General features: G+C 62.7%; 17 protein-coding genes. 7 read left to right on the forward strand and 10 right to left on the reverse strand.

From position 1 onward, the window contains the following. Nucleotides 1–3: 3 nt before the first annotated feature. Both ACZ5RT_RS09045 and ACZ5RT_RS09050 read right to left on the reverse strand, forming a co-directional pair. Complete coding sequence (locus tag ACZ5RT_RS09045; protein WP_464452235.1) at nt 4–426, reverse strand: ExbD/TolR family protein; 423 nt, start codon at nt 424–426, stop codon at nt 4–6. Nucleotides 427–435: 9 nt separating this feature from the next. Then, a complete protein-coding gene (locus tag ACZ5RT_RS09050; RefSeq protein WP_464452236.1) occupies nt 436–1,053 on the reverse strand; it encodes a MotA/TolQ/ExbB proton channel family protein in 618 nt (205 codons plus the stop codon). Between the two features lie 344 nt (nt 1,054–1,397). Between ACZ5RT_RS09050 and xseA the strand changes: the two genes are divergently transcribed. Together xseA and ACZ5RT_RS09060 are read left to right on the forward strand one after the other, a co-directional pair. Then, nucleotides 1,398–2,753 carry an exodeoxyribonuclease VII large subunit gene (gene xseA, locus ACZ5RT_RS09055; RefSeq protein WP_464452237.1) on the forward strand — a complete coding sequence of 452 codons (1,356 nt, stop codon included), beginning with the start codon at nt 1,398–1,400 and terminating at the stop codon, nt 2,751–2,753. 317 nt (nt 2,754–3,070) lie between these two features. Continuing rightward, nucleotides 3,071–3,652, forward strand: coding sequence for a superoxide dismutase (locus ACZ5RT_RS09060; RefSeq protein WP_464452238.1), 582 nt, complete (start codon nt 3,071–3,073; stop codon nt 3,650–3,652). A 74-nt stretch (nt 3,653–3,726) separates the two neighbouring features. Here the strand turns inward: ACZ5RT_RS09060 and ACZ5RT_RS09065 are convergent, their stop codons facing one another. The 3 genes from ACZ5RT_RS09065 to ACZ5RT_RS09075 all read right to left on the reverse strand — a co-directional run bounded on the left by ACZ5RT_RS09065 (nt 3,727) and on the right by ACZ5RT_RS09075 (nt 7,429). After that, the gene (locus tag ACZ5RT_RS09065; RefSeq protein WP_464452239.1) at nt 3,727–6,333 is read right to left on the reverse strand and encodes a TonB-dependent receptor plug domain-containing protein; all 2,607 of its coding nucleotides are present in this window, start codon (nt 6,331–6,333) and stop codon (nt 3,727–3,729) included. A gap of 29 nt (nt 6,334–6,362) precedes the next feature. Then, entirely contained in the window at nt 6,363–6,590 is a 228-nt protein-coding gene (locus ACZ5RT_RS09070) for a hypothetical protein (protein WP_464452240.1), read from the reverse strand. A gap of 77 nt (nt 6,591–6,667) precedes the next feature. Continuing rightward, the gene (locus tag ACZ5RT_RS09075; protein WP_464452241.1) at nt 6,668–7,429 is read right to left on the reverse strand and encodes an SDR family NAD(P)-dependent oxidoreductase; all 762 of its coding nucleotides are present in this window, start codon (nt 7,427–7,429) and stop codon (nt 6,668–6,670) included. 113 nt (nt 7,430–7,542) lie between these two features. On the opposite strand from ACZ5RT_RS09075, the gene ACZ5RT_RS09080 reads away from it, so the two are divergent. From ACZ5RT_RS09080 to ACZ5RT_RS09095, 4 genes are all read left to right on the forward strand, one after another. Continuing rightward, a complete protein-coding gene (locus ACZ5RT_RS09080) occupies nt 7,543–8,652 on the forward strand; it encodes an NAD(P)/FAD-dependent oxidoreductase (RefSeq protein WP_464452242.1) in 1,110 nt (369 codons plus the stop codon). Nucleotides 8,653–8,700: 48 nt separating this feature from the next. Continuing rightward, the gene (locus ACZ5RT_RS09085; RefSeq protein ID WP_464452243.1) at nt 8,701–9,519 is read left to right on the forward strand and encodes an acyl-CoA thioesterase; all 819 of its coding nucleotides are present in this window, start codon (nt 8,701–8,703) and stop codon (nt 9,517–9,519) included. A 72-nt stretch (nt 9,520–9,591) separates the two neighbouring features. After that, on the forward strand, nt 9,592–9,891 hold the full coding sequence (locus ACZ5RT_RS09090) for a BrnT family toxin (protein WP_291929654.1): 300 nt from the start codon (nt 9,592–9,594) through the stop codon (nt 9,889–9,891). Then, on the forward strand, nt 9,881–10,171 hold the full coding sequence (locus ACZ5RT_RS09095) for a BrnA antitoxin family protein (protein WP_291929653.1): 291 nt from the start codon (nt 9,881–9,883) through the stop codon (nt 10,169–10,171). The genes ACZ5RT_RS09090 and ACZ5RT_RS09095 overlap by 11 nt, the downstream gene beginning before the upstream one ends. A gap of 24 nt (nt 10,172–10,195) precedes the next feature. Here the strand turns inward: ACZ5RT_RS09095 and ACZ5RT_RS09100 are convergent, their stop codons facing one another. Beyond that, on the reverse strand, nt 10,196–11,239 hold the full coding sequence (locus ACZ5RT_RS09100) for a quinone-dependent dihydroorotate dehydrogenase (protein WP_464452244.1): 1,044 nt from the start codon (nt 11,237–11,239) through the stop codon (nt 10,196–10,198). A 105-nt stretch (nt 11,240–11,344) separates the two neighbouring features. Here ACZ5RT_RS09100 and rpiA point away from each other — a divergent pair, with 105 nt between their 5' ends. Continuing rightward, a complete protein-coding gene (gene rpiA, locus ACZ5RT_RS09105) occupies nt 11,345–12,016 on the forward strand; it encodes a ribose-5-phosphate isomerase RpiA (RefSeq protein ID WP_464452245.1) in 672 nt (223 codons plus the stop codon). 113 nt (nt 12,017–12,129) lie between these two features. Here the strand turns inward: rpiA and ribD are convergent, their stop codons facing one another. The 4 genes from ribD to ACZ5RT_RS09125 form a co-directional block, all read right to left on the reverse strand. After that, complete coding sequence (gene ribD / locus ACZ5RT_RS09110; RefSeq protein ID WP_464452246.1) at nt 12,130–13,245, reverse strand: bifunctional diaminohydroxyphosphoribosylaminopyrimidine deaminase/5-amino-6-(5-phosphoribosylamino)uracil reductase RibD; 1,116 nt, start codon at nt 13,243–13,245, stop codon at nt 12,130–12,132. A gap of 78 nt (nt 13,246–13,323) precedes the next feature. Further along, complete coding sequence (locus ACZ5RT_RS09115) at nt 13,324–13,725, reverse strand: type IV pilus modification PilV family protein (RefSeq protein WP_464452247.1); 402 nt, start codon at nt 13,723–13,725, stop codon at nt 13,324–13,326. Beyond that, the gene (locus ACZ5RT_RS09120) at nt 13,722–14,933 is read right to left on the reverse strand and encodes a hypothetical protein (RefSeq protein ID WP_464452248.1); all 1,212 of its coding nucleotides are present in this window, start codon (nt 14,931–14,933) and stop codon (nt 13,722–13,724) included. The genes ACZ5RT_RS09115 and ACZ5RT_RS09120 overlap by 4 nt, the downstream gene beginning before the upstream one ends. Further along, the gene (locus ACZ5RT_RS09125; protein ID WP_464452249.1) at nt 14,930–15,568 is read right to left on the reverse strand and encodes a PilW family protein; all 639 of its coding nucleotides are present in this window, start codon (nt 15,566–15,568) and stop codon (nt 14,930–14,932) included. Before ACZ5RT_RS09125 ends, ACZ5RT_RS09120 begins: the two co-directional genes overlap by 4 nt.

Here is a 15,568-nt window from a genome sequence, read left to right on the forward strand (position 1 = left end):
CGATCAGGAGCCCGGCACTTCGGCCGACTGGGCAGCAAAGGTGATTTTGGACAAACCGCTGCGGCGTGCCGCCTCCATGGCGTGGATGACGCTTTGGTGCGAGGCAGCAGCGTCGGCGCTGATCACCAGCATCGCGTCTCTGTCGGCCAGCGGGGTCAACACCGCCACCAAAGCGCCCACCGAGCTGGCGCCTACGGGCGATTTGTTGATGGCGTACTGTCCTTGCGCGCTGATGGTCAGCACAATCTGGCGAGGCCGCTGGCTGGACGCGCTGGCATCGGCCACGGGCAGGTTCAGCTGGATCTCGGTCAGCCTCGACCAGGTGGTGGTGAGCATCAAAAAGATCAGCACCACCAAGAGCACGTCAATGAACGGGATCAGGTTGATCTCGGGCTCGGGGGAGGGGCGTGAGGTCTTGAAGTTCACAGCCAGCCTTCAGGTGCGCGCACGGCTCAGGTAACGGGCAAAGTGCTCGGCGGCCACTTCCATGGCCAGCACATGGCGGTCCACCACCGCGCGAAAGTAGCGCCAGAACATCAGCGCCGGAATGGCCACGATCAAGCCAAAAGCGGTGTTGTAAAGCGCCACCGAAATGCCGTGGGCCAACAAGGCGGGCTGGTTGTTGGCCGCGGTGTGCGCGCCAAAAATCTCGATCATGCCGACCACGGTGCCCAGCAAGCCCAGCAAAGGGGCCGCCGAGGCGATGGTGGCCAGCGCAGGCAGGTAGCGCTCCAGCCCTTGGGCAGCCAGACGGCCCGCCATTTGCATCTGGGCCTGGATGTCTTCGCTGGTCGCTTGCGGGTTGGCTTGCAGGCATCGCAGTCCGCTGGCCAGCACCTGCCCCATGGCTCCGGCTTTGTCCAGGGCCTGGATCATTTCGGGCAAGGGCACACCGCGTTGTGAGGCCTCTATGGTTTGCGTCAGGATGTTGGGGGGCATGATCTTGGCAGCTTGCAATTGCAAGGAGCGCTCCAGGATCAAGGCCAAGGCCACAATGGAACACAAAATCAGGGGCCAGATGGGCCAACCGGCGGCTTGTATGATGGACAGCAAGAAAAAACCTTCCCGTTGATGGCGTCGCGAACGGGCTGATTATCGGCCAATGCCCGCGCTGCCCTGCAAACAGGGGCCGGATGTTGGGATTTCTGTGGATAACTTTGTGAAGAACTTGGCCTGTCGCGCTGTTCAGCATACTCAGGTATATATTAATTCTCAAAAATTCGTCCGGCTATTTTTAAAATACTCAACAAAATCAATGGCTTACGATGGCCTAACTGTTGCACTTGCACCGCACGCGTCAAAAGCTGCATCGGGCTTGGCTTGTGGAGTACTTGGGCTGAACAGATCAGGGTTTGCCGCCTGAAATGCCCGTGAAACGCTGATAAAACCTCAATCCCATGCCCTTGAACGACGATCTGAAGCCGCGTGCGTGGACAGTTTCCGCGCTGTGCCGCGCCATCGCTGACACGCTGGACGCCCAGTTCAACCCGGTCACTGTGCGCGGCGAGATTTCGGGTTTTTCGCGGGCCGCCAGCGGGCATTGTTATTTTTCGCTCAAGGATGACACGGGCCAGATCCGCTGCGCCATGTTCCGGCGTGCCGCCAGTTTGATGGACTTTGCCCCGCGTGACGGCGAATTGGTCGAGGTACGGGGCCGTTTGGGCGTGTACGAAGCCCGGGGTGATCTGCAGCTGATCGTTGAATCCATGGAGCGCGCAGGGCAAGGCGCCTTGTTTGAGCAGTTTTTGCGTCTGAAGGCCAAGCTCGAAGCCGAAGGCCTGTTCGATCCCGCGCACAAACGCGCACTGCCCGCCCAGCCCCGCGCCATTGGGGTGGTCACGTCATTGGGCGCAGCCGCCTGGCACGACGTGGTGACCGCTTTGCAGCGGCGCGTGCCGCACATCCCGGTGCTGATGGCCCCGGCCCTGGTGCAAGGCGCAGGCGCGGCCGCCACGCTGGTGCAGGCCTTGCAAAACATCTACGCCCTGACGGCCGAAGACAACCCGCTGTGCCCGCCCGTGGACGTGATTTTGCTGGTGCGCGGCGGCGGCTCGATGGAGGACCTGTGGTCGTTCAACGACGAAAACCTGGCCAGATTGATCGCCCAAAGCCCGGTGCCGCTCATTTGCGGTGTGGGCCACGAGACGGATTTCACCATCGCCGACTTTGTGGCCGATGTGCGTGCCCCCACGCCCACGGCCGCAGCCGAGATGGCCGCGACCGACCGGGGCGTGGGTCTGGAAGCCCTGTCGGTGCTGGAGCAGCGCCTCGGCCGGGGGCTGCTGCGACAGCAGGACCGCCAAGCGCAACGTTTGGATGCGGTGGCGGCACGCCTGGGGGTGGGTTTGGTCCGTCAGCAAGAACGGCAGAGTCAGCGCCTGAACGCGATTGCCACCCGTTTGGGTCGCCCGCAAGCCCTGCTGGGCCAGCACCGCCAGTGGCTGGACCGCTTGGCGCACCGTTTGCAAGCGGGCGTGCAAAGCCCATTGACGGACCGAGCGCACCAGTTGGAGCGCTTGAATGACCGACTGCGCTTTAATTTGGGCCAGCAAGTGCCGCAACGCGCCCAGCGGCTGGAGCGTGCCGCTTTGCGTCTGTCATCGGTGGACCCGCGTCAGGTGCTCGAGCGGGGTTACGCCTGGCTGAGCGATGCGCATGGTCAGGCCCTGACCCACGCCGCCCAGTTTCAGCCAGGCCAGGCGGTTCGGGCGACGCTGGCTGACGGCGAAGTGCCCTTGAAAGTACAGGGCTGAGCGGTTCTTTTTGTAGGAGGTCGCCCCTGCGGCCGAATGCTTGCATGGGTTGAGGCTGATTTGGCGGATGCGGGTAAGCCGTCATGGGCCGGGGCCTGGGCACCTCATGAGGGAGTACCCAAAATCGGCGCCCAGGCCCCGGCCCATGACGGCGATGGGCAGCGTGAGCTCTTCGAAATCGGTTTCTGGGTATCAGCCCACGACGGCAATAGCCGGGTTGACACTGTTTTCAGTGACCTGCCGCTCCAAAGGGCGATCAGGCAACCCCTAAAATGCATGGGTCTACCTTCAACCTGCAACAACAAAAGGACACCTTCATGGAACACACCTTGCCCGCACTGCCTTATGCGATCGACGCTTTGGCCCCTCACTACAGCCAGGAAACTCTGGAGTTCCACCACGGCAAGCACCACAACGCTTATGTCGTGAACCTGAACAACCTGCAAAAAGGCACTGAATTCGAGAGCATGTCCCTCGAAGAGATCATCAAGAAGTCCAGCGGCGGCATCTATAACAACTCGGCCCAGATCTGGAACCACAGCTTCTTCTGGAACTGCATGAAGCCCAACGGCGGCGGTGAGCCCACAGGCCCATTGGCAGCCGCCATCAACGCCAAGTTCGGCAGCTACGCCGCTTTCAAAGAAGCTTTCGTCAAGAGCGCTGTAGGCAACTTCGGCTCCGGCTGGACATGGCTGGTCAAGAAAGCCGACGGTTCGGTGGACATCGTCAACATGGGCGCCGCGGGCACACCCCTGACCACGGGCGACACCGCCTTGTTGACCGTGGACGTGTGGGAACACGCCTACTACATCGACTACCGCAACATGCGCCCCAAGTTCGTCGAGACCTTCCTCGACAAGCTGGTCAACTGGTCTTTCGCTGAGAAGAACTTCGGCTGATCGAAGTTTTCTCCAAGTCAAAAAGCCCGCTGATGCGGGCTTTTTGCTGGGTGCAGATCTCGTGAGGGACGGGCTCAGAACTTGTAGTGGATTCGCAGTTTCAGGCTGCGTCCTGTGTAGTCGGCATATCGGGTGTCCACGCCGCTGAGTCCACTGCTGTTGATGAGGGCCATGCGAAGAGGGGGCTGTTTGTCCAGCGCATTGCTCAAGAGCGCTTGCCATGTCCAATGGGGGCCCTGTCGCCATTGAGCGCCCAAGCCCAGAGTCCAAAATCCAGGCACTTTCCGGGTCAGGGTCTGATAGGTGTCAGTGCTGAAATCGTAGGCATCAAAGGTTTCCCGGTTGCCAGACAGGTGGTCCACAAACCCACTCAGGGACAAGCCGTTGGCCATGTCGTAGCCCAGCATGATGCGGGTTTTGAAACGTGGAACCGCCTGACCTGTTTTGGTGTTGAGTTCGCCCAATTCATTGTTCCAGGCACCCTCGGGACTGTCTTGGTGGCGTGCTTTCAAATATTGGGTGATTTGAATTTGGCTCCGCAGAATGCCTTGATCCAGCGGGTGCCGAGACGTCAAGTGCCAGTCGATGCCTTGCAGTTGCTTGCGGCCCAAATTGAGGTTTTCTTGTGTGATTCGCCTGCTGCCGTCTTCTTGCGTTCGGATGTAGCGGGCACGCCATTCCGGATTTTCCTGGATGCTTCGCGCAGACAGGATGCCGAAACTGTTGCTCACATCCAGTCGCCACCAGTCGGCCCCCAAAATCCACTGGGCCGAGGGCTGCCACTGCACACCCCATTGGTGCAGCCGCGACTTTTCTGGTTGAAGCAGTGGATTACCTCGTGCAAATGTGCCTAGGGAAGCGCCACCATTGATGTCGGGTTCATAGCCGACGAAAGCCTCCGAGTCACTGATTTGGGCCAAAGATGGCGCTCTGAAGCCATTGCCTGTGGAGGCGCGCAAAAGCCAAGACTCGGTGATTTGCCATTTCGCCCCCAGCTTGCCCGTGGTGGCCCTGCCGAAATCGGAATAGCGGTCTTGGCGCAGGGATGCGGTGGCCTCGATGGTTTCAGCCAACGGCACCTGCAACTCCACATGGGCCGCTTGCACCTGGCGGCTGCCCGACATGTCAGGCGACCAGTTGGTGTCCCAAAAACGCTGTGCAAAAGATTCCCGCCGCCAGTTGAGCCCGGTGCCCAGCATCCATGGGCCGTGGCGGCCTTCAAAAATTTCTGTGGATGCCAGCCACTCCAGACTTTGTTGGCGCGTCCAGCCTGTTTCCACCCATCTTGAGCTGCCGTCCCACAAAGAATTCAGACGGGCTCGGGTTTCTGGGCTGTATTGACTGGGATCGGTCTGCAGTTCTTGTTTGCTCAGCCCCAGGCTTGCGAAATCAGTGTCAGTGAGCCAGCCGTTGCCAGACATGCGGCGGTCGACCCGGTGCTGACCGGTGGATGCCGAGAGCACGTAGTCCCAGTCATGCCATTGGCCTTTGAGCCCCAAAGAAAGCCGGTGGCTTTGGTTCAGATCTTGTGAGGTGATGGGGCCTAAGGTGTCTGCACTGAACAATGCGCTTTCGTCGTTGGGCAATGCAATGTCGGCCAAAGCTGGTGGCCTATAGCCGTAATTCAATGTTTGTCGCGTCAGTTGAACTTCGCCCCAAATCGCGTGCTGTGGGTTCAGGGCCCACTGCGCCTGTGCCAGCAGCTGGTGACGATCGGTCTGCGGATAAAGGCTTAGCCAGCGCTGCCTATTGCTCCAGCATTCAGCTCCGCTGGACCAAGGCAGGTTGTAAAAATGGGGGGCACAAGTGCCGGGGCCTTGTCCGGGGTGGGGTTGAGTTTGGCCTTGGGCATCGACGATGTTGGCCGGAGCCCCATAAGCGCTTGCATATTCAGCACCCACCCACAGTTCTCGCCCACCGTCGAGAATGCGGCGTGCAGCCTGTGCGCTGGCGGGCCTGCTGCCTGCGCTGATGGCGTCTTGCCTGGAACTTTGCCAGTTGAGTTGAAAGCTGTAGCCGTCGCGATCAAACTGGCCTTGGCCCCAAGCCAGGTCCAATTGCCTGGATTGGCCGCCTGGATGCTGCGGTTTACTTGCTTCCACGCTCAGGTGGCTTTGCGGGCGTTCTGAGCGGGTCACCACATTGATGACGCCCGCCAATGCGTCTGAACCATAGCGGCTGGATGCACCGGAGGCCATCACCTCGATCCGCTCCACGGCACTGAGGGGCACAAAGCCCAAATCAACCGCAGCGCGTTCGCCCCAAAGCGTTTGCAAGCCATAACTGGGCAGTCTGCGGCCATTGAGCAAGACCAGAGTCCCGTGGGGCAAACCATGCAAAGCGGCTGTATTGGGTCCACCCAGTACTGTGTTGGCCAGTTGGCCATGGTTCTGGACGTTGAGCTGATCGGCCATGCTCTGAATGGCCTCGTCAAGGCTGCTCAGGCCACGCCGACTGATGTCCTGGCGGGTCAGGATGCGCAGCGGCATGCTGGCCTTGGACTCCCGTTGCAGGATGGCAGAACCGATGATTTCCACCTTCTCAAACTGACGGTACTCCTTGGGTGGGGCAGTGGTCTCCTGCTCTGCCTGTGCCAGCGCGGTCACCGACCAAGCGAGCATGGTGCAGGCCATGCCCAAGGCGCAGACACCTTGGGCACCCATGTGTGCAGGGTGTTGCACGGCTCAAGACCTTGTGAAGATGGTCCAGCTCATTTGCAATTTTTATCGTTAGGAACCTTGCAGGGCACGACTCTTAAAGAAGCAGCAGGTGCTGGTGCAGGCACAGATGCGGCAACAGGTTCAGATGTAACGGTTGCTTCCGTGGTGACTTTTTTGTCGTCTTTGGCTTGTGTTTCGGTGGTTTTGCTGGGGACAGTGCAAGCAGACAAAGCGAACAAGCCCACCAGGCAGGCGAGGCAAAGGGAAGGTGCTTTCATGAATATCTCCTGTTTGGGAGATTGAATACTATTACTTAAATATTCATAAATCAATAAGATTGTTAGGTAGCAATAATTTATCGGATCATCATCCCGCCATCTGCCACGATGGTCTGCCCCGTCACATACTGCCCGGCCGGGCTGGCCAGGAACACTGCCACACCGCCAATGTCGTCGGGCTCGCCCATGCGGCGCAGGGGCGTTTCGCCGTTGTACTTGGCGCTCAGAACCGGGTCTTCGTGCAGCGCCTTGGCAAAGTCGGTCTTGATCAGGCCCGGGGCAATGCAGTTCACGCGGATGTTGTCCGGGCCCCATTCCACCGCCAGGTTGCGCGCCAGCTGCATGTCGGCCGCCTTGGAAATGTTGTAGGCCCCGATGATGGCCGAGCCGTGCAGGCCGCCAATCGACGAGACGATCACGATGGCGCCGTCCTTCTTGGCCTTCATGTCCGGGTAGACCATGTTGCACAGCCAGGTGTTGGACAGCACGTTGTTGCGCATGACCTTGTCGAAGACCTCGTCGCTCATGCCCGTGGTGGGGCCGTAGTAGGGGTTGGTGGCCGCGTTGCACACCAGGATATCGATCGGGCCCCAAGCCGCGCGGGTCTGGGCGATCAGGTTTTGCAGTTGTTCTTTGCTGGAGATGCTGGCGGCAATCGCCATGGCTTCGCCGCCTGCGGCCTGGATTTCCTTGACCACCACTTCGCAGGCGTCCTGCTTGCGGCTGGATACCACCACCCTGGCGCCTTGCCGGGCCAGTTGGTGCGCGATGGATCGGCCAATGCCCCGGCTGGAGCCAGTGACGATGGCGACTTTGCCTTTCAGGTTGAACAACGACATGAAACGGTCTCCTTGTTGAATGCTGGGCAGTCTGCCCGGTTGAGGTGTCCGTGTCTGTCCTTCGGGTGTCACCCGAACAGGAAATGCGCCCCGCTTGCGACACAATGGGGCCCATGGAACAAGTTGATGCTGTCGTGATCGGGGCTGGCGTGGTCGGCCTTGCTGTGGGGCGGGCGCTGGCGTTGTCAGGCCGCGAGGTGATGGTGCTCGAATCAGAGAACGCCATTGGCACGGGCACCAGCTCGCGCAACAGCGAGGTCATCCACGCGGGCATTTACTACCCGGCAGGCTCGCTCAAGGCACGGTTGTGCGTGCAGGGCAAGCACATGCTGTATGCCTATTGCACCGAGCGCGGTGTGGCGCACCAGCGCCTGGGCAAGCTGATCGTGGCCACCAGCCCCGAGCAAGTGCTGGCGCTCGACGGCATCATGGCCAAGGCCGCCGCCAACGGCGTGCACGACCTGCAAAAACTCAGCGCCGCCGAGGCCCAGGCACTGGAGCCCGCGCTGGCCTGCGAAGCCGCGCTGCTCTCGCCCAGCACGGGTGTCATAGACAGCCACGGCCTGATGCTCGCCCTGCAAGGCGACATGGAAAACGCGGGTGGCCTGCTGGCGCTGGTCTCGCCCGTACAGCACATCGGTCTCAAGCATGGCACCGCCACGCACCCGATCCGTGTGACCACGCAGGACGGCACCGAGCTGGCTTGCCAAGTGCTGGTCAACGCCGCAGGCCTGAACGCTGTGGCGCTGGCGCGGGGTATGGACGGGCTGGACCCCAGCTTGCTGCCGCAGGCCCATTACGCCAAAGGCAATTACTTCACGCTGGCGGGCAAGGCACCGTTTTCGCGGCTGATCTATCCCGTGCCCGAAGCGGCGGGCTTGGGCGTGCACCTCACGCTCGATCTTGGGGGGCAGGCCAAGTTCGGGCCTGACGTGCAGTGGGTGGATGACCCGGCCGATCTGCAAGTCGACCCGCGCCGGGGCGACGCTTTTTATGCCGAGGTGCGCAAATACTGGCCCGCCTTGCAAGACGGTGCCTTGCAGCCGGGTTATGCGGGCATGCGTCCCAAGATCAATGCTCCGCACGAAGCAGCGGCCGACTTCATGATCCAGGGCCCGGCCGAGCACGGCATGCCCGGTCTGGTGAACCTGCTGGGCATCGAGTCGCCGGGTTTGACCAGCTCTTTGGCCATCGCTGAAGAGGTCTGCGCACGCCTGGCTTGATGCTTTTGGGACAGCGTGGCGTGCCAGGGCGCGCCTATCATCGAGCGCATGCATCCATTCGACGAAGCCATTGACCTGCGCGCCTCTGCCCTTGCGGACGCACCCCACGAATTCACAGGCGCGACCCATCCCGCCTATGCCAACATGGTCGGGCCCTTTGGGGGCACCACCGCTGCGCAGCTGTTGCAGTCGGCCATGCTGCACCCCGATCGCCTGGGTGAGCCTGTGGCCTTGACCGTCAATTTCGCCGCCCCGGTGGCCGATGGCGACATCCGTTTTGTGGCGCGGCCCGTGCGCACCAACCGCTCGACCCAGCACTGGATCATCGAAGCCCACCAGGCCGAAGGCGTGGTGGCCACCGCCACCGCCGTGTTTGCCGTGCGGCGCGAGACCTGGTCGGATGTCGAGGCGGTGATGCCCGCCAACGTGCCCGCGCCCGATGCCGTGCCCCGCATGCCTGTGAAAGGCATGCCCGCCTGGCCGCAGCGCTACGACATGCGCTTTGTCGAAGGCGCTTTCCCCTCGGCCTTTGACGAACAGGAGCAAACCCACTCGCGCTCCACCCTGTGGGTGCGCGATGAGCCTGAGCGGGCCATGGACTTTGCCTCGCTGGCGGCCATCAGCGACAGCTTTTTCCCGCGCATCTACATCCGTCGCCGCCGCCGGGCCATGATCGGGACGGTGTCCCTCACCACCTATTTCCACGCCGACAGCGCCTTGCTGGCGCAGGTGGGCACGCGCCATGTGCTGGGCGTGGCCAAGGCGCTGAATTACCGCCACGGATATTTTGACCAGACGGGCGAGCTGTGGAGCCCCCAAGGCCAGCTGCTGGCGAGCACGCACCAGCTGGTGTATTTCAAGGACTGAGCGCTCAGCCGCTGCGCCCTCTGTCGGTGCGAGGATCTTGACGGCTGGATTATTTGCATCTACATTAAATCAATGGATGCCAAGCTGAGTTGGGACGAAACCAAGAGGCAAATCAACCTGCGCAAGCATGGACTGGACTTTGCCTTGGCAGGGGTTGTTCTGGATTCCCGTTACAGGTTGGATATCCCGGTGGTCCGAGGCGCAGAGCCGCGGATCTTGTCCATCTCCTATGCGATGGGTTTTCTTGCGGTTCTGACGGTGGTCCATGTGGCGCGTGATGGGCTTTGCCGAGTCATCAGTTTCCGCCGTGCCAGCCGTGAAGAAAGAGAGGCGTACCTTGTCTGGATCGAAAACGAATGCGATGAGCCGTAAAGACGTGATCAAGGCTTTGAAAGTCAGCGAGCGCGAGGCCCCTTATGTGTGGGATGGCCAGGATGAGGACGACCGCCCTGCAACACCTGAAGAATTGGCGCAGGGTCTGGCGTTGGCTCGCAAGCGCGGCAGGCCAGCGGGCAGCGGCGTCAAGGAGCAGGTGGCCATTCGTCTGGACAAAGACATCCTGGAGGCCTTTCGCGCCCAAGGGCAGGGTTGGCAAACGCGCATCAACCAGGCCTTGAGGCGCTATCTGGCGGAACACCCGGTGCAACCGTGAGGCCCGCCATGGCCCTCATGGATTTCAGCGTTTCATCTGCTGCAGCGCACTCGCCACCTCGGTGACCAGAGCCGGGCCTTTGTAGATCAGCCCGGTGTAGATCTGCACCACGTCGGCCCCGGCCTCGATTTTGGAGATCGCATCGTGCCCGCTCAGGATGCCGCCCACGCCGATGATGGGGAAGTCTTTGCCCAAGGCGGCGCGCAGGCCTCGGATCACGCGGTTGCTGCCTTCCAGCACGGGTGAGCCGGACAAGCCGCCCATTTCTTCGGCATGGGGCAGGCCACTCACGGCGTCGCGCGCCAGCGTGGTGTTGGTGGCGATCACGCCGTCCATGCCGTGTTTTTGCAGCGTGGCGGCGATCACGCCGACCTGGGTTTCGTCCAGATCGGGCGCGATTTTGAGGAACATGGGCACGCGGCGACCGTGCTCGGCGGCCAACGCTTCCCGCCGCGCCACCAGAGCGCCCAGCAGGCCATCCAGCGCTTCGTCACTTTGCAGGGCGCGCAGGTTCTTGGTGTTGGGGCTGGAGATGTTCACCGTCACATAGTCGGCATGCGGGTACACGCCCGCCAGGGCGATGAGGTAATCATCGGTGGCGTTTTCAATGGGCGTGACGGCGTTTTTGCCGATGTTCAGCCCCAGCAATCGACCTTGCTGGCGGAATTTGGAGCGCTTGACGTTGGCGATGAAGGCGTCCAGCCCGTCGTTGTTGAAGCCCAGTCGGTTGATGAGCGCTTGCGCTTCGGGCAGGCGGAACATGCGGGGCTTGGCGTTGCCTGGCTGTGCTTTGGGCGTGACGGTGCCGACTTCGACAAAGCCAAAACCCATGGCGCCCAGGCCATCGATGCAGCGGGCGTTTTTGTCCAGGCCTGCCGCCAGGCCCACGCGGTTGGGAAATTGCAAGCCAGCCAGTGTGATGGGCTGGGCCACAAAGGGCTGGCGGTAAACCCGGTCGAGTGGGGTATTTTGCGTGCGGGCCAGGCCCTCGATGGTCAGTTCGTGCGCCTCTTCGGGGTCCATCTTGAACAAAAACGAGCGGGCGAGGGCGTAAGGGATCAGGGACATTGGATAATTCCGGGCTGGCGCAGAGGTCTGCGGCGTTTGAATCGGTTGCCCTGATTGTCGCAAACCCCGGCCTGTCTTTTTTCACCCCCAAACCGAGCCCCTTTCATGACCCAAGACGAACTCAAAGCCCTGGTGGGCCAAGCCGCCCTGAAATACGTTGTCCCTGGCGAGATCGTCGGCGTGGGCACGGGCTCGACGGTGAACAAATTCATCGACGCCTTGGCTTCCATGAAAGACCAGATCAAGGGCGCGGTGTCCAGCTCCGAAGCCTCCACCGTGCGCCTGAAGGCCTTGGGCATTCCGGTGTTTGACAGCAACGAGGTCGAGAGCCTGTCGGTTTACATCGACGGCGCTGACGAGATCGACCACCAGGGCCACATGGTCAAGGGCGGCGGCGCAGCGCTCACCCGCGAAAAAATTGTGGCGGCGCAGTCCAAACAGTTTGTCTGTATTGCCGACGAAAGCAAGCTGGTCGATGTGCTGGGTGCCTTCCCTTTGCCCGTGGAAGTGATTCCGATGGCCACGGCCCGCGTGAAGCGCCAGTTCGCAGCCATGGGCGGCACCGCCGCCTTGCGCCTGAAAGATGGCCAGCCGCTCGTGACCGACAATGGCCAGCACATCGTGGACGTGAAGGGTCTGAAGATCACCGACCCGGTGGTGTTTGAAAACACCGTCAGCCAGTGGCCGGGTGTGGTGACGGTCGGCGTGTTTGCGCAGCAAAAAGCGCAGGTGTGTTTACTGGGCACGTCGACGGGTGTGAAGACGCTGACATTTTGAGTCCCGGCGTCCCAAGCTGAACGCGGCACCGCGATTCGGCCGCAGGGACAGCCTCCCACAAAATGAAGAAGTTTGTGGGGGAGAGCCCCTGCTCGCGAATGCCTGTCAGCGTCTCAGGCCCGCCGCAGCAGCAGGCGCAGATCGGAGCCGATGCGGTCCACCGCATGAAATGCGAGCTGGACCGAATCGCTCAGCGCCGCGAGCGCTGGCAAATTGGCCATGCCCTGGCCAGGGCCCAGCAGCTGGGGGGCCAGGTAGACCAAATACTCGTCCACCAGACCTTCGCGGATGAAGGAGCCGTTGAGCTTGTGGCCGGCTTCGACATGCAGCTCGTTGATCTCGCGCCGGGCCAGATCGCGCAGCATGGCGGCCAGATCCACCTTGCCGCCGGGGCCGGGCATGTCGATCACCCGGGCACCGCGTGCTGTCAGTGCCGCGCGTTTGAGCGCGTGCTCTGCGTTGGCAGGGTCGACCGCCGTGTAAATCCAGATCTGCCGCGCCTGATCGCCTGCGCCTTGTGTGTCCAGCAGTTGGGCGTTCAGCGGCATGTCGAGGCGGCTGTCCACCACCACCAGGTGTGGCTGGCGCGGGGTGTCCAGGCCGCGCACGTTCAGCTGCGGATCGTCTTCGAGCACGGTGCCGATACCGGTCAGGATGGCGCAGGCACGCGCTCGCCAGGCATGGCCGTCGGCACGGGCCTCGGGACCTGTGATCCATTGGCTTTGGCCGTTTTGCAGGGCGGTTTGGCCGTCCAGTGAGGCCGCTACTTTCATGCGCACCCAGGGCAGGCCCCGCTCCATGCGGCTGAAAAAGCCGATGTTCAGTTCACGGGCCTGCACGGCGATGTCGTCCTGCACGTCCAGGATCTCGGTCTGCACGCCCGCTGCCGCCAAACGTGCCATGCCTTGGCCCGCCACTTGGGGGTTGGGGTCGGTCAGCGCTGAAACCACGCGGCCGATGCCCGCTGCGGCCAGCGCGTCGCAGCAAGGCCCGGTGCGACCCTGGTGCGCGCAAGGCTCCAGCGTCACCCAGGCGGTGGCACCTTGCACGCTGTGCCCGCGCTCGGCCGCATCGCGCAGGGCCATGATTTCGGCGTGCGGGCCGCCTGCCCGCTGGGTGTGGCCTTGGCCCAGCACCGTGCCGTCGGCGGCGGTGATGACACAGCCCACGCGCGGGTTGGGCGAAGTCAGCCACAGGGCCTGGCGGGCCAACGCAAGGGCTTGGAGCATGGGGGATGGATCGGTCAAGAGCGGCACAACAGACAACAGTTCAGGGGTTCAGAAGGTGCAAGGCAAAGCGTACACGGACTAGGGGGAGGATACGCCAAGCCAGCCAGGCACAGCCGAGACGCTGCTGTGCCAGTCGATGAAATTGTCTGCGGCGGCCCATTGCACCCGCACGTGCAGGTCGAGCAGCGCCCCATCGCCACGGGGTGTGCTGCGTGCTTCACGCTGGTAGCGCACGCCCTGCACCTGCACGCTGGTCTGTGGCGCGCACCCAGCGATGCCTGTCCTGGCTTGGGCGTGCAGGCAATCCATGGCCTCTTGTGCCAGGTGTTGGGCCACCGTGTGCTGGCGGCTTTCGCTGGCGGTGTTCAGGGTCTTGAGGGTGAGCTGCGTGGCCCCCACCAGGCCAATGCCCAGAACCGCAGAGGCGATCAGGGCCTCGATCAGCGCCATGCCTTGCTGGGTTGGCCTTGTGCGGGTCACGGCGCGCCCTCACTCCAGCTGCCGTGGATGCGCTGCAGGCGTGTGGCATCGATGCCCAGCGGCCAGTTGAGGATGTAGGCATTGCGCCCATCGGCTTGCGCCAGCACCGTGCCCGATCGCCATTCGGGCAAGCCGGACTCCACGACCAGCTGGCCTTCGATGGTGCCAGCTTGCCAGCCCCGCATCTTGTCGTCGTTGCAGCCCGAATCGATCAAGACGCTGCCATGAATGCGCACGCCAGCGCCGATGCGCGGGCAGCGCTGGGCGCAGGCCTTGGCTGAAAACACCAGCAGGGCCGGATGATCCGTGCTGCCCACGTTGCCCTGCCAGTCGGCGGGGCTGTCGATCCAGTAAATCGTGCGCGGTGGGGTGCTTTGCGCGGTCAGGCCGTTGCGCTCTTGGGCGCTCGACCAAGCTTGCAGCTGTGCGTCGGTGATGTCGCCCAACACACTTCGCCATGCAGCCCGTGTGCACGGACTGCGCACGCTGGCCGAGCTGGGGCCGGTTTTGCTGCCCCCACCGGGCAAGCTGCTGGCGCTCAGGGCCAGGCAGGCATTTTTCTCCGCAGTGGAAATGCTGCCGTTGCGGTTGGTGTCCGCCACCCAATGCGTGAGCACTGCAGGGCCTTTGGCGCTGCTGGCGCAGCTTGGGCCTTGGCTGGTCAGCGGGCAAACCCGCAGATGGGCCGCCGCGGCTTCACTGACGCAGCCATTGAGCACGAGTGCAGCGGGCGCTGCCAGACTGGGTGCCGGGGCCACGGTGGGGGCGAACACGCTTTCCCGCACCAGCGCCTGGCTCTGTTGCCCGCTGTGGCGGGCGCTGGCGTGCAGCGTGATCACATGTGGCGACAGGAGCAGGTCGCGCACAGCGATGGCGCTCAGCTGCGCTTGGGGCAGAGCCGGGTGCGGCGCCAGCGCCAAGGGGCTGCATTGCCACTGCCGGCCGCTCAAACCCACAGGGCAGTGGGTGGGGCTGTGCATCAGGTCCTGCGTGGGGGTGGCACTGAGCACGGCCTGCGCGCTGGCCAAAGCCGCTTCGGCCGCCAGCAGTGATTGCTTGGCTCGGGCATGGTTTTGGCTGGCCATTTGGTCCATCAACACGCTGCGCGCGCTGTAAAAACTGGTCAGGCTGGCCAGGATCACCAGACCGATGGCCACCAGCAGCGTGATGGCGCCGCGCTGTGGGTGCAAGTCGCGATGGCGGTTCATGGGCAAAACAGCGCTTGGTGGCTGGCCGGCACGTCGTTGCGCAAATGCACGGTGTGCGACAGACTGACCTGCCGCGAGGCGTCGGTGGGCCATTGCGCGGTCAAGGCCATCTCAACGCGGCGGCGCAGCCAGCCTTGGTGCTGCTCGCAGTGCAGCTGCCAGCGCAACTCGGTGATCTGCAGGTTGGCGCTGTCGGTGATGGCCAGCCAGTCGCCGCTGGCGCTGCACGATCTTTTGGCATGCAGCGCTTGGCCCGTCAGACGAAAACCCATGCATTCGTTCTTGTCCTGCTCGCCGTTGTGGTTGCGGTCGTGGCTGAACTCGATCCTGTGGCCTTCGATGCTGAAGTCTTCCGGGCCATCGCAAAACGCGTCTTCGCACACTGTGGGTGAGCGGGTTTCCCAGGCGCTGGCGCTGTATTGGGCTTTGCGCAGTTCCCGCGCCATCCAGTCCATGGCCGAGCGCAGGTCGTGGTGCAAATGGCTGTCTTGCAAGGCCATGCGGTGGCCGCGCAGGTGGTTGGCCAGCAAGGCGCTGCCTGCGGCCAGCACGACCAAACCGACCGACAAGCCCACCAGCAGGCCCATCAGGGTTTCGCCGCGCTCGCCTCTGCAGCCCATGTGTTCAGCGGTCAT

The sequence above is a fragment of the Limnohabitans sp. TEGF003 genome (genome assembly GCF_055395455.1).

What these genes read in the sequence shown, in the direction of transcription:
- xseA (WP_464452237.1), top strand. Translation starts at nt 1,398, where the DNA reads ATGCCCTTGAACGACGATCTGAAGCCGCGTGCGTGGACAGTTTCCGCG.
- ACZ5RT_RS09060 (WP_464452238.1), top strand. Translation starts at nt 3,071, where the DNA reads ATGGAACACACCTTGCCCGCACTGCCTTATGCGATCGACGCTTTGGCC.
- ACZ5RT_RS09070 (WP_464452240.1), bottom strand. Translation starts at nt 6,590, where the DNA reads ATGAAAGCACCTTCCCTTTGCCTCGCCTGCCTGGTGGGCTTGTTCGCT.
- ACZ5RT_RS09075 (WP_464452241.1), bottom strand. Translation starts at nt 7,429, where the DNA reads ATGTCGTTGTTCAACCTGAAAGGCAAAGTCGCCATCGTCACTGGCTCC.
- ACZ5RT_RS09080 (WP_464452242.1), top strand. Translation starts at nt 7,543, where the DNA reads ATGGAACAAGTTGATGCTGTCGTGATCGGGGCTGGCGTGGTCGGCCTT.
- ACZ5RT_RS09085 (WP_464452243.1), top strand. Translation starts at nt 8,701, where the DNA reads ATGCATCCATTCGACGAAGCCATTGACCTGCGCGCCTCTGCCCTTGCG.
- ACZ5RT_RS09090 (WP_291929654.1), top strand. Translation starts at nt 9,592, where the DNA reads ATGGATGCCAAGCTGAGTTGGGACGAAACCAAGAGGCAAATCAACCTG.
- ACZ5RT_RS09095 (WP_291929653.1), top strand. Translation starts at nt 9,881, where the DNA reads ATGAGCCGTAAAGACGTGATCAAGGCTTTGAAAGTCAGCGAGCGCGAG.
- ACZ5RT_RS09100 (WP_464452244.1), bottom strand. Translation starts at nt 11,239, where the DNA reads ATGTCCCTGATCCCTTACGCCCTCGCCCGCTCGTTTTTGTTCAAGATG.
- rpiA (WP_464452245.1), top strand. Translation starts at nt 11,345, where the DNA reads ATGACCCAAGACGAACTCAAAGCCCTGGTGGGCCAAGCCGCCCTGAAA.
- ribD (WP_464452246.1), bottom strand. Translation starts at nt 13,245, where the DNA reads ATGCTCCAAGCCCTTGCGTTGGCCCGCCAGGCCCTGTGGCTGACTTCG.
- ACZ5RT_RS09120 (WP_464452248.1), bottom strand. Translation starts at nt 14,933, where the DNA reads ATGAACCGCCATCGCGACTTGCACCCACAGCGCGGCGCCATCACGCTG.
- ACZ5RT_RS09125 (WP_464452249.1), bottom strand. Translation starts at nt 15,568, where the DNA reads ATGACCGCTGAACACATGGGCTGCAGAGGCGAGCGCGGCGAAACCCTG.